General features: G+C 64.8%; 22 protein-coding genes. 13 read left to right on the top strand and 9 right to left on the bottom strand.

The features are described 5' to 3' along the window. Positions 1–47: 47 nt before the first annotated feature. Positions 48–866 (bottom strand): LytTR family DNA-binding domain-containing protein, encoded by an 819-nt coding sequence (locus E4K65_RS07580; protein ID WP_235885523.1) that lies wholly within the window; start codon positions 864–866, stop codon positions 48–50. Between the two features lie 179 nt (positions 867–1,045). Here E4K65_RS07580 and E4K65_RS07585 point away from each other — a divergent pair, with 179 nt between their 5' ends. The 9 genes from E4K65_RS07585 to E4K65_RS07630 all read left to right on the top strand — a co-directional run bounded on the left by E4K65_RS07585 (position 1,046) and on the right by E4K65_RS07630 (position 9,869). Further along, positions 1,046–2,239 (top strand): acyltransferase family protein, encoded by a 1,194-nt coding sequence (locus E4K65_RS07585; protein ID WP_135173591.1) that lies wholly within the window; start codon positions 1,046–1,048, stop codon positions 2,237–2,239. A 51-nt stretch (positions 2,240–2,290) separates the two neighbouring features. After that, complete coding sequence (locus E4K65_RS07590) at positions 2,291–3,430, top strand: cysteine desulfurase family protein (protein WP_135173592.1); 1,140 nt, start codon at positions 2,291–2,293, stop codon at positions 3,428–3,430. A 113-nt stretch (positions 3,431–3,543) separates the two neighbouring features. Continuing rightward, the gene (gene sufB, locus E4K65_RS07595; RefSeq protein WP_027542611.1) at positions 3,544–5,040 is read left to right on the top strand and encodes a Fe-S cluster assembly protein SufB; all 1,497 of its coding nucleotides are present in this window, start codon (positions 3,544–3,546) and stop codon (positions 5,038–5,040) included. Positions 5,041–5,101: 61 nt separating this feature from the next. Then, a complete protein-coding gene (gene sufC / locus E4K65_RS07600; protein WP_167770601.1) occupies positions 5,102–5,851 on the top strand; it encodes a Fe-S cluster assembly ATPase SufC in 750 nt (249 codons plus the stop codon). A 12-nt stretch (positions 5,852–5,863) separates the two neighbouring features. Beyond that, a complete protein-coding gene (gene sufD, locus E4K65_RS07605) occupies positions 5,864–7,168 on the top strand; it encodes a Fe-S cluster assembly protein SufD (protein WP_135173594.1) in 1,305 nt (434 codons plus the stop codon). Continuing rightward, a complete protein-coding gene (locus E4K65_RS07610) occupies positions 7,165–8,412 on the top strand; it encodes a cysteine desulfurase (protein ID WP_135173595.1) in 1,248 nt (415 codons plus the stop codon). The genes sufD and E4K65_RS07610 overlap by 4 nt, the downstream gene beginning before the upstream one ends. Continuing rightward, a complete protein-coding gene (locus E4K65_RS07615) occupies positions 8,409–8,780 on the top strand; it encodes an SUF system Fe-S cluster assembly protein (protein ID WP_011087115.1) in 372 nt (123 codons plus the stop codon). Before E4K65_RS07610 ends, E4K65_RS07615 begins: the two co-directional genes overlap by 4 nt. Positions 8,781–8,903: 123 nt before the next feature. After that, a complete protein-coding gene (locus tag E4K65_RS07620; protein WP_014495548.1) occupies positions 8,904–9,245 on the top strand; it encodes a HesB/IscA family protein in 342 nt (113 codons plus the stop codon). A 168-nt stretch (positions 9,246–9,413) separates the two neighbouring features. Further along, entirely contained in the window at positions 9,414–9,869 is a 456-nt protein-coding gene (locus E4K65_RS07630; RefSeq protein WP_135173596.1) for a TfoX/Sxy family protein, read from the top strand. A 2-nt stretch (positions 9,870–9,871) separates the two neighbouring features. Here the strand turns inward: E4K65_RS07630 and fabA are convergent, their stop codons facing one another. The 4 genes from fabA to E4K65_RS07650 form a co-directional block, all read right to left on the bottom strand. Next, a complete protein-coding gene (gene fabA / locus E4K65_RS07635) occupies positions 9,872–10,402 on the bottom strand; it encodes a bifunctional 3-hydroxydecanoyl-ACP dehydratase/trans-2-decenoyl-ACP isomerase (protein ID WP_135173597.1) in 531 nt (176 codons plus the stop codon). Between the two features lie 104 nt (positions 10,403–10,506). After that, complete coding sequence (locus tag E4K65_RS07640; RefSeq protein ID WP_027542617.1) at positions 10,507–11,574, bottom strand: GGDEF domain-containing protein; 1,068 nt, start codon at positions 11,572–11,574, stop codon at positions 10,507–10,509. A 163-nt stretch (positions 11,575–11,737) separates the two neighbouring features. Continuing rightward, positions 11,738–13,273 (bottom strand): DEAD/DEAH box helicase, encoded by a 1,536-nt coding sequence (locus E4K65_RS07645; protein WP_135173598.1) that lies wholly within the window; start codon positions 13,271–13,273, stop codon positions 11,738–11,740. Between the two features lie 290 nt (positions 13,274–13,563). Continuing rightward, the gene (locus E4K65_RS07650; RefSeq protein WP_135173599.1) at positions 13,564–14,589 is read right to left on the bottom strand and encodes a helix-turn-helix domain-containing protein; all 1,026 of its coding nucleotides are present in this window, start codon (positions 14,587–14,589) and stop codon (positions 13,564–13,566) included. 206 nt (positions 14,590–14,795) lie between these two features. On the opposite strand from E4K65_RS07650, the gene E4K65_RS07655 reads away from it, so the two are divergent. Next, positions 14,796–16,310 (top strand): caspase family protein, encoded by a 1,515-nt coding sequence (locus E4K65_RS07655; RefSeq protein WP_167770602.1) that lies wholly within the window; start codon positions 14,796–14,798, stop codon positions 16,308–16,310. 21 nt (positions 16,311–16,331) lie between these two features. Here the strand turns inward: E4K65_RS07655 and E4K65_RS07660 are convergent, their stop codons facing one another. Beyond that, entirely contained in the window at positions 16,332–16,607 is a 276-nt protein-coding gene (locus E4K65_RS07660; protein WP_135173601.1) for a hypothetical protein, read from the bottom strand. Positions 16,608–16,727: 120 nt separating this feature from the next. Between E4K65_RS07660 and E4K65_RS07665 the strand changes: the two genes are divergently transcribed. Together E4K65_RS07665 and E4K65_RS07670 are read left to right on the top strand one after the other, a co-directional pair. Beyond that, positions 16,728–17,984, top strand: a complete 1,257-nt coding sequence (locus E4K65_RS07665; RefSeq protein ID WP_135173602.1) for an FAD-dependent oxidoreductase — start codon at positions 16,728–16,730, stop codon at positions 17,982–17,984. 178 nt (positions 17,985–18,162) lie between these two features. Continuing rightward, positions 18,163–18,936, top strand: a complete 774-nt coding sequence (locus E4K65_RS07670; RefSeq protein WP_135173603.1) for an outer membrane protein — start codon at positions 18,163–18,165, stop codon at positions 18,934–18,936. A gap of 96 nt (positions 18,937–19,032) precedes the next feature. Here the strand turns inward: E4K65_RS07670 and E4K65_RS07675 are convergent, their stop codons facing one another. Together E4K65_RS07675 and E4K65_RS07680 are read right to left on the bottom strand one after the other, a co-directional pair. Beyond that, positions 19,033–19,803 carry an SDR family NAD(P)-dependent oxidoreductase gene (locus E4K65_RS07675; protein WP_135173604.1) on the bottom strand — a complete coding sequence of 257 codons (771 nt, stop codon included), beginning with the start codon at positions 19,801–19,803 and terminating at the stop codon, positions 19,033–19,035. A 21-nt stretch (positions 19,804–19,824) separates the two neighbouring features. Then, positions 19,825–20,010 (bottom strand): hypothetical protein, encoded by a 186-nt coding sequence (locus E4K65_RS07680; protein WP_027542625.1) that lies wholly within the window; start codon positions 20,008–20,010, stop codon positions 19,825–19,827. Between the two features lie 140 nt (positions 20,011–20,150). Here E4K65_RS07680 and E4K65_RS07685 point away from each other — a divergent pair, with 140 nt between their 5' ends. Beyond that, the gene (locus E4K65_RS07685) at positions 20,151–20,783 is read left to right on the top strand and encodes a hypothetical protein (RefSeq protein WP_135173605.1); all 633 of its coding nucleotides are present in this window, start codon (positions 20,151–20,153) and stop codon (positions 20,781–20,783) included. A gap of 72 nt (positions 20,784–20,855) precedes the next feature. Here E4K65_RS07685 and E4K65_RS07690 read toward each other — a convergent pair whose 3' ends face one another. After that, positions 20,856–21,638, bottom strand: a complete 783-nt coding sequence (locus E4K65_RS07690) for an outer membrane protein (RefSeq protein WP_135173606.1) — start codon at positions 21,636–21,638, stop codon at positions 20,856–20,858. Between the last annotated feature and the right edge of the window lie 154 nt (positions 21,639–21,792).

The following is a 21,792-nucleotide window of genomic DNA, read 5'->3' on the forward strand; positions in this document are numbered from 1 at the left end:
TGGAATCATGATTATTTATGGATCGAGCGCCAATCCCCGGCAACGATTTACGCCGGCGCAATGCGGCCTCCGAGCGAAGCCACAGCCGGGCGGTAGCGCCGGCTGCCTCCGAGCGTCTGCCCGGTGTCGAAGGTGAGCTCGAAATCCCCCGAAGCCTTGAGGTCCACGCCGGTCACCCGTTCGAGATTGGCAAGCTTGGTCCGATGTACGCGAACGATGGCGAAGCGCGCCAGCTCGCCTTCCGCGCCCGCGAGCGTGCCCCGGATCAGGTGGTGGGTGCCGTCGGCGAGGCTGTATTCGATGTAGTTGCCGGCAGAAGCGACCCAGAGAATGTCGCGCGGAGCAACGCGAATGCGGCTGGTGCCGTCCCGCAGCCAGATCAGATCGGAGGACAGCGGCTGTTGCGAGGCGGTCGGCCGGGACAGAGCGGCGAATGCGGCATTCTTGAGCTCACGCCGGCTTTCGAACAGCCAGAGCGTGCCGCCGATCAGGGCAACGGCCACGGCGTCCTTGCGGAATTCGTACAGGACCGTCGCAAGCGAGAAGTGGAAGTCGTAGGTGCTCCCGGCGAGCCAGAGCGCGAGCTTCCGGATCCAGACCATGCCGGTGACGTGAAGGGTGGAGAAGCCGAGCAGGGCGATCGCTCCGATTCCGACCTGCGCGGAAAGGCCCGGTGTCCGGCGCATGCGGCGGACCGCCAGTACCAGTATCGGCAGCAGCAACAGGATGACGGCGACGCTCGACATCTCCCAGAACAGCCGCCGGCCGACGTCATAGCCGTCGCCGCGCCAGGCGGCGTCCTGCGCCCCTGAGAGCGCGTTGACGATTCCGATCGCGAGAGCGACGGCGGCAATCGCGACGAACATGGACCAGTCGCCGCCGCTGATCCCGAAAGGCCTGCCGCTCGTCCCAGCCGGCGGCGTCTCATCCCCTCGCGTCCGATCCTGATCCCGAACCGGCTCGACGCGCTCCGTTTGTCGGGCATTTTCGGTGTCAGCCATGGCCCCAAAACCGCGTTTGTCGTCCCGTCAAGGAGCAGAAAACCATGTCAACACCGCAGCAACTCTCACCCCCGGAACGACGCGTCGATCTGGACTGGGTGCGGATCTTAGCCTTCGGGCTTCTGATCTTCTACCACGTCGGCATGCTCTACGTGTCCTGGGGGTTTCACATCAAGAGCGTGCACCGGCTGACCTGGCTCGAGCCGGTGATGCTGGTGCTCAATCCATGGCGGCTGTCGCTGCTGTTCCTTGTCTCCGGGGTCGCCAGCCGTTTCATGCTGGGAAAGTACGGGCTCGCCGCCTTCGCCCGCGCGCGGTCGGCACGGCTCTTGATCCCGCTGATCTTCGGCATGCTCGTAATCGTGCCGCCGCAATCCTACCTCCAGATCGTCGAGAGCCTCGGCTATCCCCAAGGCTTCGTCGATTTCTACATCCACCACTACCTGGCGTTCGGCTCGCAATTCTGTCCGAACCCCTGCATCGTGCTGCCGACCTGGAACCATCTCTGGTTCGTGGTCTATCTGTGGGTCTACACCATGGCCCTGGTCGGCGTGCTGTCCCTGTGGCCGGCGGCCGCGGACTGGATCGGCGAGAGGGTGGCGGCCGTGCTCGCCGGGCCATGGCTGCTGGTGCTGCCGTGCCTGCTGTTTGCAGCCTGGCGGCTGTTTCTGTCGCCGGTCTTCCCGTCGACGCATGCGCTGTTCGGCGACTGGTACAACCACGCGGACCATGCGACCGCGTTCCTGATCGGCTTCCTGCTCGCACGGCAGGACGGCATCTGGCGCGACATCGAGCGGCATCGGTGGGCGGCGCTGACGCTTGCAGCCGCCTGCTTCGCCGCCTTCGTCCTCGTTTATGCCGGCTTGTTCCCGCGGTCGTCGATGCTGAGATGGTTCGCCGGCTCGGTCTATGGCTGCTACCAATGGCTGGCGATGGCGGCGGTGCTCGGCTTTGCGCGACGCCATTTGACGGCCGATAGCCCCATGCGCCGCTATCTGACCGATGCGATCTTTCCCTATTACATCGTGCATCAGACCGCGATCATCGTGATTGCGCACGCGCTGCGGGACAGTGGACTGTCAGCCGGCAGCGAGGCCGCAATCGTAATTGCCGGCACCGCGCTCACTTGTTTCGCCAGCTACGAGATTGCGCGCCGGATCGCCTGGCTGCGTCCGCTGTTCGGATTGCGGATGGAGACCCGTTCCGCGGCCGGGATCGCGCGAGAGCAGCCGGCCTGATCTGCGCCGGGTTCCGATTGGCGCGATGGCAAAAGGTGCTAAGAGGGCCACATGCCGACCCGCGTCTATCTCGACTGGAATGCGACCACGCCGCTGCGCTCCGAGGCGCGGGCGGCGATGGTCGCGGCCTATGACCTCGTCGGCAATCCGTCTTCGGTCCATGCTGAGGGGCGGGAGGCGCGACGCCTCGTCGAGGAAGCGCGCTCCACTTTGGCGAGCGCTGTCGGCGCCCTGCCGCGGAATGTCGTCTTCACCTCCGCCGGAACCGAGGCCAATGCGCTGGCGCTGTCGCCTGGTCTGCGGGGACCGTCCGGCGGCCCCGTCGAACGCCTGCTGGTCTCTGCCGTCGAGCATGCCTCGGTGCTGGCAGGCGGCCGGTTCCCGGCGGACAAGGTCGGTCATATCAGGGTGACGCGTGCCGGCGTGGTCGATCTCGACCATCTCACGGCGTTGCTGAAGGACGGCCCACCGACGCTGGTGTCGATCATGGCGGCCAACAACGAAACCGGCGCGCTCCAGCCGGCCGCGGAAGCCGCCGGGATCGTTCACGACGCAGGGGGCCTCCTGCATGTCGACGCGATCCAGGCACTTGGCAAAATTGCGTTCAATATTAACGCGGTAGGCGCGGACCTTGCGACCTTTTCTGCACACAAGATCGGCGGGCCCAAGGGCATCGGCGCGCTGGTCGTGGCGGAGGGGGTTTCCGGGGTGGAACCGTTGCTCAGAGGGGGCGGGCAGGAGCTCAACCGCCGGGCCGGAACCGAGAATGTCGCCGGCATTGCCGGCTTCGGCGCGGCGGTAAGGGCCGCGCTTCAGGCTTTGCCGGAGGATGCAAAGCGGATGGCAACCCTCAGAGATCGCTTGGAAAATGGCATCCGGGCGATCGCCGGAGCGACGATCTTCTCTGACAATACTGAGCGGTTGCCAAATACCATCCTGTTCACCGCACCCGGCCTGAAGGCCGAGACGGCGGTGATCGGCTTCGACCTCGAAGGCATCGCGGTCTCCTCCGGCTCGGCGTGTTCTTCGGGCAAGGTCCAATCGTCCCACGTGCTGTCCGCCATGGGATTCGACCCGGCGGTCGCCCAGGGAGCGGTGCGCCTCAGTCTTGGCTGGTCTACGGAACCGGACGACATCAATAGGGCGTTAGAGGCTTGGCGAAAGCTTGGTAATACCCTACTTAGAGAGTAAGCGACGAAACACGGCTTGAACGGTTCTAAGCGCGTGCTTTCGGCCAGAAAACATCGTAATAGTCGTCCGACTTTGATCCACCGCGGTCCTTGAAACCGCGAGCGGAGGATAGAATGCCAGCCGTGCAAGAGACGGTCGAGCGCGTGAAGCGCATCGACGTCGATCAGTATCGTTATGGGTTTGAGACCCTGATCGAGTCCGACAAGGCCCCCAAGGGGCTGTCGGAAGAGACCGTCAAGTTCATTTCCGAGAAGAAGAACGAACCCGCCTGGATGCTCCAGTGGCGGCTTGAGGCCTATCGGCGCTGGCTGACCATGACCGAGCCGACCTGGGCGCGCGTCGACTATCCCAAGATCGACTTCCAGGACCTCTATTACTATTCGGCGCCGAAGCCGAAGAAGACGATCAGCTCGCTCGACGAGATCGATCCGGAGATCCTGAAGACCTACGAGAAGCTCGGCATTCCCTTGCGGGAAGTCGCCATGCTCGAAGGTGTCGAGCCCAAGGTGGGCGAGGAAGACCCGGCCCGCCGCAAGATCGCGGTCGACGCGGTGTTCGACTCGGTTTCGGTTGCGACCACCTTCAAGGCGGAGCTGAAGAAGGCCGGCGTGATCTTCATGCCGATCTCGGAGGCGATCCGCGAGCATCCCGAGCTGGTGCAGAAATATCTCGGCTCCGTGGTACCGACCTCGGACAATTTCTACGCGACGCTGAACTCGGCGGTGTTCTCCGACGGCTCGTTCGTCTACGTGCCGCCGGGCGTGCGCTGCCCGATGGAGCTGTCGACCTATTTCCGCATCAACGAGCGCAACACCGGCCAGTTCGAACGCACGCTGATCATCGCGGACAAGGGCTCCTACGTCAGCTATCTCGAAGGCTGCACCGCGCCGCAGCGCGACGAGAACCAGCTGCATGCCGCCGTGGTCGAGCTCGTGGCGCATGATGACGCCGAGATCAAATATTCGACGGTGCAGAACTGGTACCCGGGCAACTCGGAAGGCAAGGGCGGCATCTACAATTTCGTCACCAAGCGTGGCGACTGCCGCGGCGACCGCTCCAAGATCTCCTGGACCCAGGTCGAGACCGGCTCCGCCATCACCTGGAAGTATCCGAGCTGCATCCTGCGCGGCGATAACTCGAGCGGCGAATTCTATTCGATCGCGATCTCGAACGGCTACCAGCAGGTCGATTCGGGCACCAAGATGATCCATCTCGGCAAGAACACGTCGAGCCGGATCATCTCGAAGGGCATCGCGGCCGGCAAGTCGCAGAACACCTATCGTGGGCTCGTGACCGCGCATCGCAAGGCAACCGGCGCGCGCAACTTCACCGCCTGCGACTCGCTGCTGATCGGCGACAAATGCGGCGCGCACACCGTGCCGTACATCGAGGCCAAGAACTCCTCGGCGACGTTCGAGCACGAGGCGACGACCTCGAAGATCTCCGAGGACGTGCTGTTCTACTGCATCCAGCGCGGTCTTTCGCAGGAAGAGGCCGTCGGCCTCGTCGTCAACGGCTTCGTCAAGGACGTGCTCCAGCAGCTCCCGATGGAGTTCGCGGTGGAAGCGCAGAAGCTGATCTCGATTTCGCTCGAAGGGTCGGTCGGTTAACACCGACCCTCGCGGTGCGCCTCGGCGCTCCATGCATCATTTGAATAGACTGGACACCAAAATGGCTTTGCTTGAAGTGAAAGACCTGAAGGTTCGTGTCGAGGAGCGTGAGATCCTCCACGGGCTGACGCTGACCGTGAACGAAGGCGAGGTGCACGCGATCATGGGGCCGAACGGCTCCGGCAAGTCGACGCTCTCGCACGTCATCGCCGGCAAGCCCGGCTATGAAGTCACCGACGGCCAGATCCTGTTCAAGGGCGAGGACCTCCTGGAGATGGCCCCCGAAGAGCGCGCCGCCAAGGGCGTGTTCCTGGCGTTCCAGTATCCGGTGGAAATCCCCGGCGTCGCCACCATGAATTTCCTGCGCACCGCGCTCAACGCGCAGCGCAAGGCGCGTGGCGAGGATGAGTATTCGACCCCTGACTTCCTGAAGAAGGTCCGCGAGGTCTCGAAGTCGCTGAACATTCCGCAGGACATGCTCAAGCGCGGCGTCAACGTCGGCTTCTCCGGCGGCGAGAAGAAGCGCAACGAAGTGCTCCAGATGGCGCTGTTCGAGCCGAGCCTGTGCATCCTCGACGAGATGGATTCCGGCCTCGACATCGACGCGCTGCGGATTGCGGCCGACGGCGTCAACGCGCTGCGTTCGCCGAAGCGCGCGATGGTCGTCATCACCCATTACCAGCGGCTCCTCAACTACATCGTGCCCGACGTCGTGCACGTGATGTCGAAGGGCCGTGTCGTGAAGAGCGGCGGCAAGGAGCTGGCGCTGGAGCTGGAAGCGTCCGGTTACACCCAGTTCGAGGCCGCGTAAGGATTATTTGGGATGAACGTTGCTGTGGCAAAGACGGGAAACGGCCGCGCGGTGAGCGATCTCTTCGCCAGCGCCGAAGGCCGCTTGCCGGGGTCGCCGGCGGTCATTGCGGCGCGCCGCGAGGCGTTCGAGACCTATGAGCGTCTCGGCCTGCCGCATCGCCGGATCGAGGAATGGAAATACACCGACCTGCGCGCGCTGGTCGGCGAGGTGCTGCCGCTGGCAGCCGCGCCCGATGCGGCCGCGCTGAAACGCGCCGCGGACGCCGTGAAGGCCCATGCGATCGCTGGCGCGCGCAAGCTGGTGCTGGTCGATGGCGTGTTCGTGGCTGATCTGTCCGACGTCAAGGCGCTCGTCTCCGAGGTCGGTCTCAAGACGCTCCGGGAGACGCTGGAGAAGGATGCCGCTCTCCTGAAGACGGTGTCTACCGACGCCGTGATCGAGCTGAACGCGGCGATGGCGACCGATGGCGTCGTGCTGTCGATTGCCGATGGCGCGCAACTGTCTGCGCCGATCCAGATCATCCACGTCGCGATGGCTGCGTCAGCTTCGGCCTTCACCCGCTCGCAGCTCGCGGTCGGGAACGGCGCTCGCGCCACCATCATCGAAAGCTTCGTGGCAGCCGGCGCCAAGGCCTACCAGGTCAGTGACGCCGTGATCGTGACCATCGGCGACAACGCCGACGTCGCGCATATCCGCCTGTTGGACGATGCGCCTGACGCGGTGAACATCACCTCGCAATTCGTCACCGTCGGCGCCAACACCAAGGTCAACTTCTTCAACATGACCACCGGCGCGGCTGTGAGCCGCCTTCAGGGCTTCATCACGCTGGCGGGCGAGGGCAGCGAGCTCGCGATCAACGGCGTGAATCTCCTGAAGAAGACGGAGCATGGCGACACCACGCTTGTCGTCGATCATGCCGTGCCGAACTGCGTCAGCCGCGAGATCTTCCGCGCTGTGATCGACGATCGCGCCCATTCTGTGTTCCAGGGCCGCATCATCGTCCGTCCCGACGCGCAGAAGACCGACGGCAAGATGATGACCCGCGCGCTGTTGCTCTCGGACGAAGCGGAAGCCGACAACAAGCCCGAGCTCGAGATCTTCGCCGACGACGTCTCCTGCGGCCACGGCGCCACTGCCGGTGCGCTGGACGACAGCCTGTTGTTCTATCTGAAGGCGCGCGGCCTGCCCGAGAAGCAGGCCCAGGCGCTGCTGATCCAGGCCTTCGTGGGCGAAGCGATCGAGCAGATCGCCGACGACGGCCTGCGCGAGCACGTGATCGGCATTGCCGAGCGCTGGCTGGAGCGGAGGTCATGAGCACGCATCCGGCAGTCAAGAACGGTGCCTACGACGTCGCACGCGTGCGCCAGGATTTCCCGGCGCTGGCCATGCAGGTCTACGGCAAGCCGCTGGTCTATCTCGACAACGCCGCCTCGGCACAGAAGCCGAGCGCCGTGCTCGACCGCATGACGCAGGCCTATACGAGCGAATACGCCAACGTGCATCGCGGCCTGCATTACCTCGCCAATGCCGCGACCGAAGCCTATGAAGGCGGCCGCACCAAGGTGGCGCAGTTCATCAACGCTGCCCGGACCGAAGAAGTGATCTTCACCCGCAACGCGACGGAGGCCATCAACCTGGTCGCCTCGTCCTGGGGCGGGCCGAATATCAAAGAGGGCGACGAGATCGTCATCTCGATCATGGAGCACCACTCCAACATCGTGCCCTGGCATTTCCTCAGGGAACGACAGGGGGCCGTGATCAAATGGGCGCCGGTCGACGACGAGGGCAATTTCCTCATCGACGAGTTCGAGAAGCTCCTGACCGCGAAGACCAAGCTGGTCGCGATCACGCAGATGTCGAACGCGCTAGGCACCATCGTCCCGATCAAGGACGTGGTGAAGATAGCTCACGCCCGCGGCATTCCCGTGCTGGTCGACGGCAGCCAGGGTGCGGTGCATCTGCCCGTCGACGTCCAGGACCTCGGCTGCGATTTCTACGTCTTCACCGGCCACAAGGTGTACGGCCCGACCGGCATCGGCGTGCTCTGGGCCAAGTACGACCATCTCGTCGCGATGCGCCCCTATAACGGCGGCGGCGAGATGATCCGCGAGGTCTCGCGCGAAGTCGTCACCTATGGCGATCCCCCGCACAAGTTCGAGGCCGGCACACCCGCGATCGTCGAGGCCGTGGGCCTTGGCGCCGCCATCGACTACGTCAACTCGATCGGCAAGGAACGCATCGCCGCCCACGAGCACGATCTCACCACCTATGCCCAGGACCGGCTGCGCGAGATCAACTCGCTGCGGCTGATCGGGACGGCGCGCGGCAAGGGTCCGGTGATCTCCTTCGAGCTCAAGGGCGCGCACGCCCACGACGTTGCCACCGTGATCGACCGCCAGGGCATCGCGGTGCGCGCCGGCACCCATTGCGTGATGCCGCTTTTAGAGCGGTTCAACGTGACGGCCACATGCCGGGCCTCGTTCGGCATGTATAATACGCGGGAAGAAGTCGATCATCTGGCACAGGCGCTGTTGAAGGCGCGGGATTTGTTCGCATGAGTGACACGGCCGAAATCAAAGCCAATCCGATGGAAACCCGGTCGGCGCTGCCGCCGGAGGAAACCGAGCGGCTGACCACCGAGATCATCGCGGGCCTCAAGACCGTGTTCGATCCGGAGATTCCGGCCGACATCTACGAGCTCGGCCTGATTTACAAGGTCGAGATCAAGGACGACCGTTCCGTCGACGTGCAGATGACGCTGACGACGCCGAACTGCCCCGCCGCCGGCGAGTTGCCGACCATGGTCGAAAATGCGGTCGCCAGCGTCCCCGGCGTCGGCGTGGTCGACGTCAAGGTCGTCTGGGAGCCGCCGTGGACGCCCGAACGCATGAGCGACGAGGCCCGCCTCGTGCTCAACATGTGGTGACGCGTACGTTCTGCTTTTCATTCCTGGCATTGAATTTGCTCCGCAACGGACCACATCACTGACATGACACAGGCAACACCAGCATCCTCCACCCCGAAGCCGCGGCGGCCGCGCCCGCAGGTGATGCGGCTGACGGATGCCGCCGCCCAGCGCATCAGCGAGCTGACCCAGCGCGCCGATTCCGAGATCGTCGGCCTGCGCGTCGGTGTGAAGAACGGCGGCTGCGCCGGCCAGTCCTATACCGTTGAGTATGCCCATGATGTCCGCCCGACCGACGAGGTCGTCGAGGACAAGGGCGTCAAGATCCTGGTCGATCCCAAGGCCGTGCTGTTCCTGCTCGGCACCGAGATGGACTACAAGGCCGACAAGATGCAGGCCCAGTTCGTCTTCAACAACCCCAACCAGGTCTCCGCCTGCGGCTGCGGCGAATCGGTCGAGCTGCGGCCGGCGAAGATCGACGGGTAAGCCCGGCTCGCGCCAATCCCACAGCTGTCGTCCTGGCGAAAGCCAGGACCCCATACCGCGTGATCTCTCGACGGGCCGCGTGGCGTGACGTCCAGTCTTGGCTAAACTACGCCCCGGGATAATGGGTCCTGGCTTTCGCCAGGACGACCATGCGGAGAGAGCACGCCCATGGACCGCGAATTCCTGATCGACCTGTTCGCCGATTTCGGCCCTGTCACCATCCGCAAGATGTTCTCCGGCCACGGCATCTCCGCCGACGGCACCAACTTCGCGCTCGCCTTGCGCGCCGGCCTGTTCCTCCGCGCCGACGAATTGACCATCCCCGACTTCGAGGCAGAAGGCTCAAAGCCGTTCCAATACTCGACCCGCGCCAAGACCGTGACCGTCAACTCCTACTGGGAGCTGCCCGCGCGGCTGTTCGACGATTCCCAGGAGCTTGCGCAATGGGCGAGGGCGGCGCTTGCCGCCGCCCAGCGCGCCAAGGTGAAGCAGCGGCCCAGGGGTAAGAAGGCGTCGAAGAAGGCGGCGAGCCAACCGGCGAAGAAAGCGGTCAAATCTGCGAAAGCGCCGAACAAGGCGAGCAAGAAGAGCCCGGTCCGCAAGCGCGCCAGGCGAAGGGGCTGAGCTCAGTCCGCCGCCTTGGTCAGACCAACCCTCATGTCCTTGGCCACGAAGACGCAGGTGCCGTCGGCAAGCACCCGGCCGTCGGCAATGCCGAGCACCAGCTTGCCGCGCCGGACCTGGCGCATGGCGACCTCGTAGCGCACGCGCTGCGCGTCCGGTGTGATGGTGCCCGTGCACTCGACTTCGCCGACGCCGATGGCGCGGCCCTTGCCCGGTGAGCCCGACCAGCCGAGCCAATAGCCGATCATCTGCCACATGGCATCGAGCCCGAGAGAGGACGGCATCATCGGATCGCCGCGAAAGTGGCAATCGAAGAACCAATGGCCCGGTACGATATCGAGCTCGCCGACGATATGGCCCTTGCCGAACGCGCCGCCGTCCAGGCTGATCTCGGAGATGCGGTCCATCATCAGCATCGGCGGTGCCGGCAATTGCGCATTGCCGGGGCCGAAATAGCCGCCTTCGCTCGATCGCAGCAGCTCGTCCCGGGTGTAGGACGGTTGCGGGCTGTGAAAATCATGGGGATTGGCCAAGGCGACAAGTCCTCTGGACGCTCGCACCGTAAGGCGGCGAGGAAGATGTTGCTCGTCGGGAGAGAATGTCAAGCGCGCATGGTCTTCTGCTCGCGGTGTCCGCGTCACGCCACGCGACTGTGGCTCTCGATGGCAAATTCCGGATCGGCTTCGCAGATCACGCGGTTGCGGCCGTTGCGCTTGGCGGCGTAGAGGCAGGCATCGGCGCGTTCGATCAGCGCGTCGGTGTCGTCGCCCGGCTTGAGCATGGAGACGCCGACGGAGATGGTGACGCGGCCGAGAATCTCGCCGGTCGATTTCTTCTTCAATTCCTTCGCCATGACGGCGCGGCGGATGTGATCGGCGACCGTGAGGGCCTGGCGCAGGGCGGTGTTGGGCAGCAGCACGGCGAACTCCTCGCCGCCATAGCGCGCGGTGATGTCCTGCCCCTTGATGGTCTGCTTCATGGACAGGCCGACCAGGCGCAGCACCTGGTCGCCGGTGAGATGGCCGTAGGAATCGTTGAACGACTTGAAGTGGTCGATGTCGAACAGCAGCAGCGACAGCGGCTCGCCTGATGCGAGCGCGCTCTGCACGGCCATGTCGATCATGCGGTCGAAATATTTGCGGTTGCCGAGGCCCGTGAGCGGGTCGGTCAGGCTCTCGGCGCGGATCGCCTCCAGGCTCTGCTGGAGATTGCTGATCTCGCTCCTGGACAGTGTCAGCCGGTCTTCCAGCGCCTTGTTGGTCTCGCGCATCTCGTTGGTCGAACGCATAAGCGTCTCGACGATCGCCTTGATCTGCTCGCGGCTCTTGGCCGACGACAGCCGTTCGGTCGCGCCCGACAGGCTGGCGTCATAGGAGCCGGTCATGCCGAGCGCGTCGCTCAGCACCTTCATCACGTCGTCGATCTCGCCGATGACGCGCGCGCCGACCTTATCGATGCGATCGGTGGTCTTGATGTGGGAGAGATAGGTTTCGTAGATCTGCTCGAGATCGGCTTCGGTCAGCTTGCCGTGGCGGGCCAGCGTCTCGTTGATGATCTTGTTGAGCGGCGCGTTGTAGCCGGTGGCGTAGACGTACCAGATCTCGTAATTGCGGGGAATTGCGGTTTGGCGGAGCGAGCGGATCTGACCGAGCGCCACCTCGGCGAACGCCATCGTGCGTTCGTGTTCGTCGAGCACCTTGACCACGGAACATACCCCACAGCGGTCGGTGCGCAATCGACCGCGGCAATACTTAAATTATGTTCGTAGGCTAACGGACGATCGTGAACACCCCGTAAATATACGTTCACGAATGCGTCCGAAAAAGTGTGCGGCAGTCTGTCTCAATCGACCTGAAGCGCGTCGCGCTTCAGGCGCCGGCGGGGGAGCGGACCGGTCGCAACAGAAATGCCGGAAGGTGCGAATGATCGCCCGGCTCGGTGTCGGCCTCGCGCTGGCGGCGCGGTTCGGGACGGCCGATCGACGGCACATGCGACGCATTGGGTTGCGGGCGCGCGCCATGACGCGGCTCGGATGATTGCCTGGCTTCGCGCGGGGGCCTTGCCTCGCGTGCGGGCCTCGCCTCGCGTGCGGGCCTCGGCTCGGGGGCGGGCCGCGCTTCGGCAGAAAGCCGTGCCTCGCCACGCGCCTCGCGCGGCTCGTGGCTGCGCTCACGGTCGCGACCGCCGCGTTGCGGCTTGCCGCGCCCGCCGCGTGAACGTTCGCGGCCGCGCTGCTCGCGCGGACGGTCGGTCGCATCGCCGGCTTCTGCGTGGACTTCGTAGTCGCCCTCGGCGCGCGGAATGCTCTGGCCGATCAGCTTTTCGATCGCGACCATCGACTTCTGGTCAAGCGGCGTGACGATCGAGATCGCCGTACCGCTGCGGCCGGCGCGGCCGGTGCGGCCGACGCGATGGACATAGTCGTCGGGATGGTGAGGGACGTCGAAATTGAAGACGTGACTGACCTCGGGAATGTCGAGGCCGCGGGCAGCGACGTCGGAGGCAACCAGCAACGGCAGCTCACCCTTGCGGAACTGCTCGAGCGCGGCCATGCGGGCCGGCTGGTCCATGTCGCCGTGCAGCGCACCGACGCTGAAGCCGTGCTTCTGGAGCGATTTGTGAACGATCGCGACTTCGCGCTTGCGATTGCAGAAGATGATCGCGTTCTTGAGATCCTTGGCCTCGCGCAGCAGGCGGCGGAGCAATTCGCGCTTTTCATGAGCCTCGCGCCCGGCCGGGACCTGGGACTGCGTGACGGTGACGGCGGTGGTGGCGGGCTTGGAGACTTCGACCTTCTGCGGGTTGTGCAAGAAGGTCTCGGTGATGCGCCGGATTTCCGGCGGCATGGTCGCGGTGAAGAACAGGGTCTGCCGCGTGAACGGGACGAGCTTGCAGATGCGCTCGATGTCGGGAATGAAGCCCATGTCCAGCATGCGGTCGGCTTCGTCGATGACGAGCAGCTCGACGCCGGTGAGCAGGAGGCCGCCGCGCTCGGTGTGGTCGAGCAGGCGGCCCGGGGTTGCGATCAGCACGTCGACGCCGCGCGTCAGCTTGGCATCCTGGTCGCCGAACGAAACGCCGCCGATCAGCAGCGCGACGTTAAGCTTCTGGCCGGCGCCGTAGCGGTCAAAATTCTCTTTGACCTGTGCCGCGAGCTCGCGGGTCGGCTCCAGGATCAGGGTGCGCGGCATGCGCGCCCGGGCTCTGCCCTTTTCGAGGATGGTAAGCATCGGCAGCACGAAGGCCGCGGTCTTGCCGGTGCCGGTCTGGGCGATGCCGAGGACGTCCTTGCGTGCGAGGACGTGGGGGATCGCCTGTTCCTGAATGGGGGTGGGGGTGGTGTAACCGGTGGCCGCCACTGCGGCGAGGACTTTTTCGGATAGTCCGAGATTTGAAAAGGACATTGAGCCTCTGGTCGAAACCGCCGTTCGGAATCGAGGGTAATAAGGCTGGTCGCGTTCCACCCCGAAACGGCGCGCTCTCAAGGAAGCTGGGGGTGCTGACTCACGCGAACAAAGCGCAAGGCTCAAGAATCGCTCTTCGATCTGAGCCGCGTCGCTCCGGAACATAGGCGGGAATCGGCCAAAGTCAATGGAGCAGGCGCGGGAAGACCCTAAAAACCCTGAGGTTTTGCCCAAATAGCGGGCTTGGCTGGGGTTTTCCGCCTCAGCCATTGGCCGAGCGGTGGGAGCGCCTAATGCCCTTCGGCCCCCCGCGCCCGGAAGTCGCCGGGGGCTATGCCATAGGCGGCGTTGAAGACCCGGTAATAGGTCGCCAGGCTCTCGAAGCCGCAGGAGGTCGCGATGTCGGCGATCAGCCGCTCCGGCGTCTCGCGCAGCAGGCGGCGGCTTCGCTTGAGGCGCTCGTCGGTCACGGTCTGCGAGAAGCTCTTCTCGGCGGCCTCGAACAGCATGTGCAGGTGACGCACGGAAACGCCGAGCAGATCGGCCACCATCGCCGGCGCCAGATCCGGGCTTTGCAGGTGACGCGCGATCAGGCGCCGCGCCTGCGAGAGACGGGCGGTCCGCAGCGCAGCCTGTCCGAGCCGGCTGCCGGGGCGCACGATGCCGCGCTCGATCAGCGCCAGATGGGCCAGGGCTTGAACTAAGGAGGCCTGAACCAAGGAGGCTTGAGCTAAGGAGGTTTGAGCTAAGGAGGCCTGAACCATGGAGCTCGCATCGGCCGCGCCGTCATCGCCAGCGGCGGCCTCGCCGAGATCGGCAAAGCAGGCCGCGAGCAGGGGCGCCAGAGCGGGGTCATTGAAGGTCTTCGGCGCGAGTTCGCGGATGCGCCTGTCCTGCGCCGGGATGTGGTTGACGGGGATCTTCAGGATGCGCAGGTGGAAGCCCCCGGCGCCGAGCGGCGCGGTGCGGTAGGGCAGGTCGGTATGGCTGGTGGCGAAGCTGCCATTGGCGATCGCGAAGTCGTTTCCGCGTATGCCGCCGAACCAGCCGCCGCTGCCGAGCTGCTGGTAGACGCAGATGCTGTCGCCGGGCGCGTAGGCGATGTCGGAGGTGCTGCGCTCGACCGTGTAGTGCGATGCCTTCAGCTCGACGAGACCGCCGCCGCCGAGCTGGCGCAGCGAGAATTCGCCGAAGAAGTCGGCGCGCCGCTCGCGCTCGAGTTCGGCGGTGACGCCGAACAGGCCCTTGGCGCGCACCTCGCGCCAATAGTCGAAGCGGTCATGCGGCTCGACCTCGTCGGTACACCAGCGGTTCACGATAGCCCTCGTCCCCGAACGGAATTTCGCCTAAGAAAAAGCAGATTCCAGCTGCTCTTGCCATAGGCCCAGACGATGGAACCGGTGGCCTATGCCGGTTGAACCGCCGCTATGGCTGGACCGACTATGACAACAACGGCTGAAGGTCGCCAATGGACTGTACGAGGGGCGCCGGCGGTAAGCCGTCCTGCAACGGGAATTTTTCGATGACGCGTCGGCTTTTCAGAATTCTGGCGACCCTTGGCCTCGCGGCGAGCCTGGGCGGCTTTGCGCTTCCCGCCCACGCCGAGAAGCGCGTCGCGCTCGTCGTCGGCAACAACGACTACAGGAACGTCCCGAAACTGCTCAAGGCGGTCAACGACGCCCGCACCATGGGCGACACGCTGAAGCAGCTCGGCTTCTCGGTGATGGTCGCGGAGAACCAGAGCCGCCAGCAATTCTCCGAGACGCTGCTCGCGTTCGACCGGTCGATCGAGCCCGGCGACACCGCGTTCTTCTTCTATGCCGGCCACGGTTTCGAGATCGCGGGCCAGAACTATCTGCTGCCGACCGACGTGCCGGCGGCGACGGAAGGACAGGAAGAGCTGGTACGCGACGCCTCCATCCTGGCGGATCGCATCGTCGAGCGCCTTCAGAACAAGAAGGCGCGGACCTCGATCCTGGTGTTCGATGCCTGCCGCAACAATCCGTTCGAACGCAAGGGGACTCGCGCGGTCGCCGGCGCCGGCGGGCTCGCGCCGATGACGCAGCTGCCCGAAGGCGTATTCTCCGTGTTCTCGGCCGGTCCCCGCCAGACCGCGCTCGATCGTCTCTCCAACGACGACGCCAATCCCAATTCGGTGTTCACGCGCACCTTCGCCAAGGAGCTGCTGCAACCCGGCGAGAACCTCGTGCAGGTGGCGCAGCGTACCCGCCGTCTCGTCAGCGAAATGGCCGACACCGTCAAGCACAGGCAGGTGCCGGTCTATTTCGACCAGATGGTCGACGACGTCTTCCTGAACAGCGTCGCGAAAGACGCGGCTGCTCGCCCGGCCGATCCGCCGCCGCAGAAGCTTGCGGCCCTGCCGCCGGTGTCGGTGCCGCGCGTGCCGAAGGAGGAAACCACCAATGCGCCGATCGCGAGCTTCTCGCGCCACAATGGCGGATGGAGCGTGGTGTTCTCCTTCGCCGATCCGACGCTCGGCATTTCCTGGCGCATGGCCGGCAATGGCGATTTCCGCGAGACCGGATTCATCGACACGCTCGATCCGCGCACGCGCAAGCGGATGCCGAACCCGTCGATCGAATTGCCGCCGGATGCGCCGGCCGGCACCATCGAGGTTCGCTATGTCGATCAGTCCGGCGACATGCAGGGCCCGTTCCCGATCAGGTTCGATCCGGAGGCTGCGCTGATCCGCGACCAGCGCAAGATCCTGGACATGACTGCGACGAGCTGGCTGTCATTCCGCGAGTTCAACGGGCTGCTCGTCTACTACACGCACCTCGTGTCCTACCGCTGCGCCATCCGCGAGGTGCGCATCGGCATCGACACCGCGGTACCGAACCAGGTGCTGAAGATGCCGGGGTGCGACATGCGCGACCCCAGCGCGATCACCGCCGGCATGCCGCTCTACATGAAGCTCGCTCCGGCCACGCAGTTCGTCTCGGTGGAGCTGACCTATCGCGACGGCAGCGTGTCGGAGATCAAGAGTTTTCGCGCGGCGAACCGCAGCAACAACTAAGGTGCCGAGCGGGCGGCGCCGCTACGCGCGGCGCTTCCTGATAAGGCGCTTGAAGGACTCGACGGCTTCGATCAAGGGCGGAGCCAGCGAGAAGAGCGCGCCCATCGCGATCGAGATGATGACGTGGCGAAGCAGGAGCTTCTCCTGCTCCTCGAACGGATAGCCGTTCTGGTCGATCGGCACCGGTGCAAGCGCGCCGGTTGGCCGCGGATGCGACTTCCGTGGCGGGATCATGATCACGACGAAAAGCACGTTGATCAGGATCCAGACGCCGAGCAGTATGAGGATCGTCCGCACTGCAATTTCCTGAAAGAAATCGAAATTCGCTGCGACGCTAACGGGCATTCACAGCTGCGGCAACTTAAACCTGCTTGTTGCACCGCACAGAAAACTTAAGTCGTAAACGGGGATTCTGCCGTGGAACCAGATTCATCGCACCCACCGCAGGGTTCCTCCGTGAAAGTCCGGTGTTGTATCGTCGGCGGCGGACCTGCCGGCATGATGCTCGGCTATCTCCTGGGGCGCGCCGGCATCGACGTCGTGGTGCTGGAGAAGCATGCGGACTTCTTTCGCGACTTTCGCGGCGACACCGTGCATCCCTCGACGCTCCAGGTGATGGACGAGCTCGGCCTGATCGACGGCTTCCTGAAGCTGCCGCATCAGCGCTTGCAGAAGATGGACGGCCTGTTCGGCGGTACGCCGGTGCGGATCGCCGATCTGAGCCGGCTGCACACGAAGTACCCGTTCATCGCCTTCATGCCGCAATGGGATTTCCTGAACTTCCTGCGCGAGGCCGGCAAGCGCTTCGCCTCGCTCAAGGTGATGATGAACACGGAAGCCGTCGACCTGATCCGTCGCGGCGAGACGATCGCCGGCGTGCGGGCGACGACGCCGGAGGGACCGATCGACATCGAGGCGGATCTCACCATTGCCTGCGACGGCCGGCATTCGACGGTGCGCGAGCGCGCCGGTTTCGAGGTCCAGGAAATCGGCGCACCGATGGACGTGCTGTGGTTCCGCGCCGGCCGCAAGGCGGACGAGACGGAAAATGTGTTCGCGCGCGTCGAGCCCGGCAAGATGATGATCACCTTCGACCGCGGCGACTACTGGCAATGCGCCTATGTCATCGCCAAGGGGCAGCACGATGCGGTGAAGGCGAGGGGACTGCAGGCGCTGCTCGACGACGTCGTGCGGATGGCGCCGATCCTCAGAAGCGGCATTGCCGACGTGAAGAGCTTCGACGACGTCAAGCTGCTCACCGTCGCGATCAACCGCCTGGCGCGCTGGACGCGGCCGGGCCTGCTTCTCATCGGCGACGCCGCGCATGCGATGTCGCCGGTCGGCGGCGTCGGCGTCAATCTCGCCGTGCAGGATGCGGTCGCGACCGCCAACCTGCTCGCGGACAAGCTTCAGCACGGCTGTCCGTCCGAGGATGAGCTCGACGCCGTGCGCCGCCGGCGCGAGTTCCCGGTGAAGATGACGCAAGCCATGCAGGTGACCGTGCAGAACAACATCATCAGCGGCGCCCTGCAGGGCGGCGACCGGCCACTGAAGGTGCCGCTGATCGTGCGCCTGATCACCGCGCTGCCATGGCTCCAGGGCATTCCGGCGCGCCTGCTCGCGCTCGGCGTGCGGCCCGAGCACGTACAGTCGAAGGCCGCGCCGGCATCGTAGCTCGCAATTCGGTAGGGATAACGTCGTGTTAAATCGCGCGCTGCGCGTTGCGGGCGTGCAACAGCGCAAACGGATTCACGGACAGCAACCTGACAATCCGGCATCTTAACTCTGTTGATTCAAATTTGAGTAAGACCTGCGTGTGAGCTTGCGCCCATCAAAGGACACGGGGTGTACCATGCGTAATAAATTGATTGCCGCCTTCGCCTGCACGACCGCTCTGGTTTCGACCGGCGCTGCGTCCGCCGCCGATCTCGGTGCGCGTTACACGAAGGCGCCGGCCTATGCCGAGCCGCTGTTCAACTGGACCGGTTTCTATGTCGGCGGCCACGTCGGTGGCGCATGGACCAACGAGCAGTTCATCAACACCGGGAACGGTGCGCCGTTCGCGGATCTTTCGCCGGGCCAAGGCTTCCGTCAGCGCAACTCGGGCGTCATGGGCGGCGCCCAGATCGGCTACAACTGGCAGGCCAACAACTACGTGTTCGGCATGGAAGGCACGATCTCCGGCCTCGACAACAAGGGCTCGTTCACGAACACCGTGTTTGGTGTCGGCCTCGACGATCAATTCAGCTGGCGCGCCAACGTGCTCGCCACCGTCGTCGGCCGTGCGGGCTTTGCCGTGCAGAACAACCTGTTCTACTTCAAGGGCGGCTATGCCGGCGTGAACAACCGTCTCTCGGTGGTCGACAACGTTGCGAACCCGTCCACGGGCTCCGGCGGCCAGACCCATTGGCACAACGGCTGGACCGTCGGTGCCGGCTGGGAATACGGCGTCACCCGCAACTGGATCGTCGGCCTCGAATACAACTACGCTGCCTTCGGCAGCCAGACCTATCAGCTCGGCGGCACCTCGGGCAACTATACCTTCGATGCCAAGCCGCGCGACATCCAGTGGGCCGTCGTGCGCGCGAGCTACAAGTTCGACGCGCCGGTCATCGCGCGCTACTGAGCAACGAACGACCAAGCAGCAAAAAGACGATCACCGACAAATTCAAAGCCCCGGCATCGCCGGGGCTTCTTTTTTTGCGTGCAGCGAGCGCGCGTCTCAGGCCATGACCGAGAATCCGCCGTCGACGGGGATCGCGGTGCCCGTGACGAAGTTCGAGGCGGGCGAGGACAGGAACACCGCGATGCCGGCGAAGTCGTCGATGTCGCCCCAGCGCCCCGCGGGCGTGCGCGCCAGCACGCGCTCGTGCAGTCCCGACACCTGCTGCCGCGCGCCGCGGGTGAGGTCGGTGTCGATCCAGCCGGGCAGGATGGCGTTGACCTGGATGTTGTCGGGCGCCCAGGCATTGGCGCAGGCGCGCGTGTACTGCACGATGCCGCCCTTGCTCGCCGCGTAGGCCGTCGCGAAGCTGGCGCCGAAGATCGACATCATCGAGCCGATGTTGATCACCTTGCCGTTGCCGGACGCCTTCAGCGCCGGATAGGCCAGCTTCGAGCACACGAAGGCGCTGGTGAGGTTGGTGTCGATCACCTTGTTCCACTCGTCGAGCTCGAGCTCGTGCGGCGGCTTGCGGATGCTCATGCCGGCATTGTTGATGAGGATGTCGATGCGGCCGAACTCCTTGACGACGCGGTCGATCATGGCTGCGACCGCCGCCTGGTCGGTCACGTCGGTGGTGACGGCGATCGCCTTCACGCCGCGCTGTCCGAGATCGGCGATTGCAGCGGCCGACTTGGTTTCGTTGCGTCCGACAACGGCGATATTGGCGCCGGCATCGGCGAGCCCGCGCGCCAGGCCGAGCCCGATGCCGCCATTGCCTCCTGTGACGATCGCGACCTTGCCGCGCAGATCGAACCGGCTGGATGTCATGCTTTCACTTCCTGATTTCTTCTATTGGTTGCTTTGCCAGATCAGGACCAGCCCGAAGCCGGCCATGGCTGCGCCATAGCCGGCCCATTGCAGCTGGTTGACCATGAAGCTCGATCGCGGCCAGGGAACCGTACCCGTGCCCTGTCCGATCCAGAGCAGCCCGACGGCGAGGACAAACAGGCCTGCGATCAGCAGAAATCTGCGCATGCGTTCCTCCCCGTTGGTCTGCTTCGTCGCCGTCCACGGACATGAACGTTTGCCGCAGCCACGAAAACTTCCGGCCAGACTAGCCGTAGCTTCGGTCCGGATACAATGGTCGTGGATGCAAGACTGCCGGGAGAGGACGCATGTTCGCGCGCAAGATGATCCTGGGGACCGCGGCTGCGCTCGTTGCGGCCTATGCCGTCATTCCGCGTCATGCGGATCTGCGGGTGTTCGACCCGGCCGAAATGGCGCGGCTGGAGACCGCGATGTGGCGCGACTATTACGACAAGCGCTATGGCGCGCTGTTCTACCATCTCTACGAATCGACGCGGACGCAGTTCGGCTTTTCTCCGCTTCAAAGCCTGCATGTCGCGTTCAGCGCGGCCGAGGCCGCCAGGACGTTCCAGCCGACGCGGTCGCGCCGGGAGGCCGATGCGGCCCTGCCGGCCCTCGTAGCGTACTACCGCAACTTTGCGCCGGCCGCGCCTGTGGCATTCGACGTCGAGGAGGCCGCCCGTCTCGAACTCGACTGGTGGCAGGCGCGCCGCGAAGCGGTGGCTCCGCGCGACTATGGCCTCACCATCGCGCGCGTGGCCGCGCTGACATACGGCAGGGCCGCCGATGATTCCGGCATCAGACAGTTCGGCATCGCCCGGGCGGAAGCCATGGCGTTTCGCGATGCGCGGGGTGAGGCGATCACCGATGCCGACTGGATGAGGATCGAGAATCAGCTCGGGGAGGCCTACCGGACGCTCAGGGCAAGCATCGGCCGCTAGGGCCCGAGAGCCTCGCACAACGAAAAAGCCCCGGACGATGCCGGGGCTTTGACGTCTGAACTTGCGTTCGGATCAGTACTTCGCGACGACCGGGCCGGTCCAGTTGAAGCGGTAGACCAGCGAGGTCGAAACCGTCTGATTCCAGCTGTTGGCGCGGATGCTGTTGACCAGCGGAACGTTGCCGGCGTCGAGCAGCTCGGTCTGGGTCTTGGCATTGTAGAAGGCCGAGCGATATTCGGTCTTCATGAACCAGCCGGGCGAGGTGATGCCGAAGATATTCAGGCTGTTCTCGACGCCGCCACCGACGAACCAGCCGTTGCGGTTGTAGCTGCCGAGATGAGCGCCGACGGGCACGCCTGCGAGGTTCGTGAAGTTGGTCTGGCCGAAGTGAGCGCCGGAGTAACCGCCATTGACGTAGGAGAGAACGTTCGGGGCGACCAGCCAGCCGAGACGAACGCCCGCGGCCCAAGAGTCTTCCAGCTTCTGGCTGCCGGTGATTTGGAAGAGCGGATCCTGAATGGTGGCGCGGATGCTGCCGAACTGACCGTCAGCGAACACACCGGCGACCCAGGTGCTGTTGAACTGCCAGTCGTAGCCGAGACCGACGGTGCCGAACCAGCCCGAGCCACCCTGGCGCTGGGTGATCGTCAACGGCGTGCCGGTTACCGTATCAACGACGCTCTGGTCAGCGTTCGAGAGGCCACCGCCGCCACCACCGAAGATGTAGAAGCCGGTCCAGTTGGCGACGGGCGCCGCCACCGGGGCCTTCACGTAGGGGCGGGCCGCAAGGTCAGCCGCCGAGGCCGAACCGGTCATCGCCGCAACTGCGGTCAGAGCCAGCAAAATCTTCTTCATGATAAAATCCCCAACCTTGGTCTGTAGCAGGCGCGAGCGCACTGGAGTTCGTGTCGTCTGATGCCCGGACTATAGCCGGTTCTCGCCGAAATGCTGTTGCCGGGCAGGCACACTCGCCGGAAAACGCCCATCGGCCGGGCCTGGGGGCGAGGAT

The organism is Bradyrhizobium niftali (genome assembly GCF_004571025.1).
GTDB lineage: Bacteria > Pseudomonadota > Alphaproteobacteria > Rhizobiales > Xanthobacteraceae > Bradyrhizobium > Bradyrhizobium niftali.

Excerpts from the sequence above, each read along its gene's own strand:
- E4K65_RS07630 (WP_135173596.1), top strand. The coding sequence starts at position 9,414 with ATGGACCGCGAATTCCTGATCGACCTGTTCGCCGATTTCGGCCCTGTC.
- E4K65_RS07655 (WP_167770602.1), top strand. The coding sequence starts at position 14,796 with ATGACGCGTCGGCTTTTCAGAATTCTGGCGACCCTTGGCCTCGCGGCG.
- E4K65_RS07690 (WP_135173606.1), bottom strand. The coding sequence starts at position 21,638 with ATGAAGAAGATTTTGCTGGCTCTGACCGCAGTTGCGGCGATGACCGGT.
- E4K65_RS07620 (WP_014495548.1), top strand. The coding sequence starts at position 8,904 with ATGCGGCTGACGGATGCCGCCGCCCAGCGCATCAGCGAGCTGACCCAG.
- sufB (WP_027542611.1), top strand. The coding sequence starts at position 3,544 with ATGCCAGCCGTGCAAGAGACGGTCGAGCGCGTGAAGCGCATCGACGTC.
- E4K65_RS07615 (WP_011087115.1), top strand. The coding sequence starts at position 8,409 with ATGAGTGACACGGCCGAAATCAAAGCCAATCCGATGGAAACCCGGTCG.
- E4K65_RS07670 (WP_135173603.1), top strand. The coding sequence starts at position 18,163 with ATGCGTAATAAATTGATTGCCGCCTTCGCCTGCACGACCGCTCTGGTT.
- E4K65_RS07675 (WP_135173604.1), bottom strand. The coding sequence starts at position 19,803 with ATGACATCCAGCCGGTTCGATCTGCGCGGCAAGGTCGCGATCGTCACA.
- E4K65_RS07585 (WP_135173591.1), top strand. The coding sequence starts at position 1,046 with ATGTCAACACCGCAGCAACTCTCACCCCCGGAACGACGCGTCGATCTG.
- E4K65_RS07645 (WP_135173598.1), bottom strand. The coding sequence starts at position 13,273 with ATGTCCTTTTCAAATCTCGGACTATCCGAAAAAGTCCTCGCCGCAGTG.
- E4K65_RS07610 (WP_135173595.1), top strand. The coding sequence starts at position 7,165 with ATGAGCACGCATCCGGCAGTCAAGAACGGTGCCTACGACGTCGCACGC.
- sufC (WP_167770601.1), top strand. The coding sequence starts at position 5,102 with ATGGCTTTGCTTGAAGTGAAAGACCTGAAGGTTCGTGTCGAGGAGCGT.
- E4K65_RS07685 (WP_135173605.1), top strand. The coding sequence starts at position 20,151 with ATGTTCGCGCGCAAGATGATCCTGGGGACCGCGGCTGCGCTCGTTGCG.
- sufD (WP_135173594.1), top strand. The coding sequence starts at position 5,864 with ATGAACGTTGCTGTGGCAAAGACGGGAAACGGCCGCGCGGTGAGCGAT.
- E4K65_RS07580 (WP_235885523.1), bottom strand. The coding sequence starts at position 866 with ATGTTCGTCGCGATTGCCGCCGTCGCTCTCGCGATCGGAATCGTCAAC.
- E4K65_RS07680 (WP_027542625.1), bottom strand. The coding sequence starts at position 20,010 with ATGCGCAGATTTCTGCTGATCGCAGGCCTGTTTGTCCTCGCCGTCGGG.
- E4K65_RS07590 (WP_135173592.1), top strand. The coding sequence starts at position 2,291 with ATGCCGACCCGCGTCTATCTCGACTGGAATGCGACCACGCCGCTGCGC.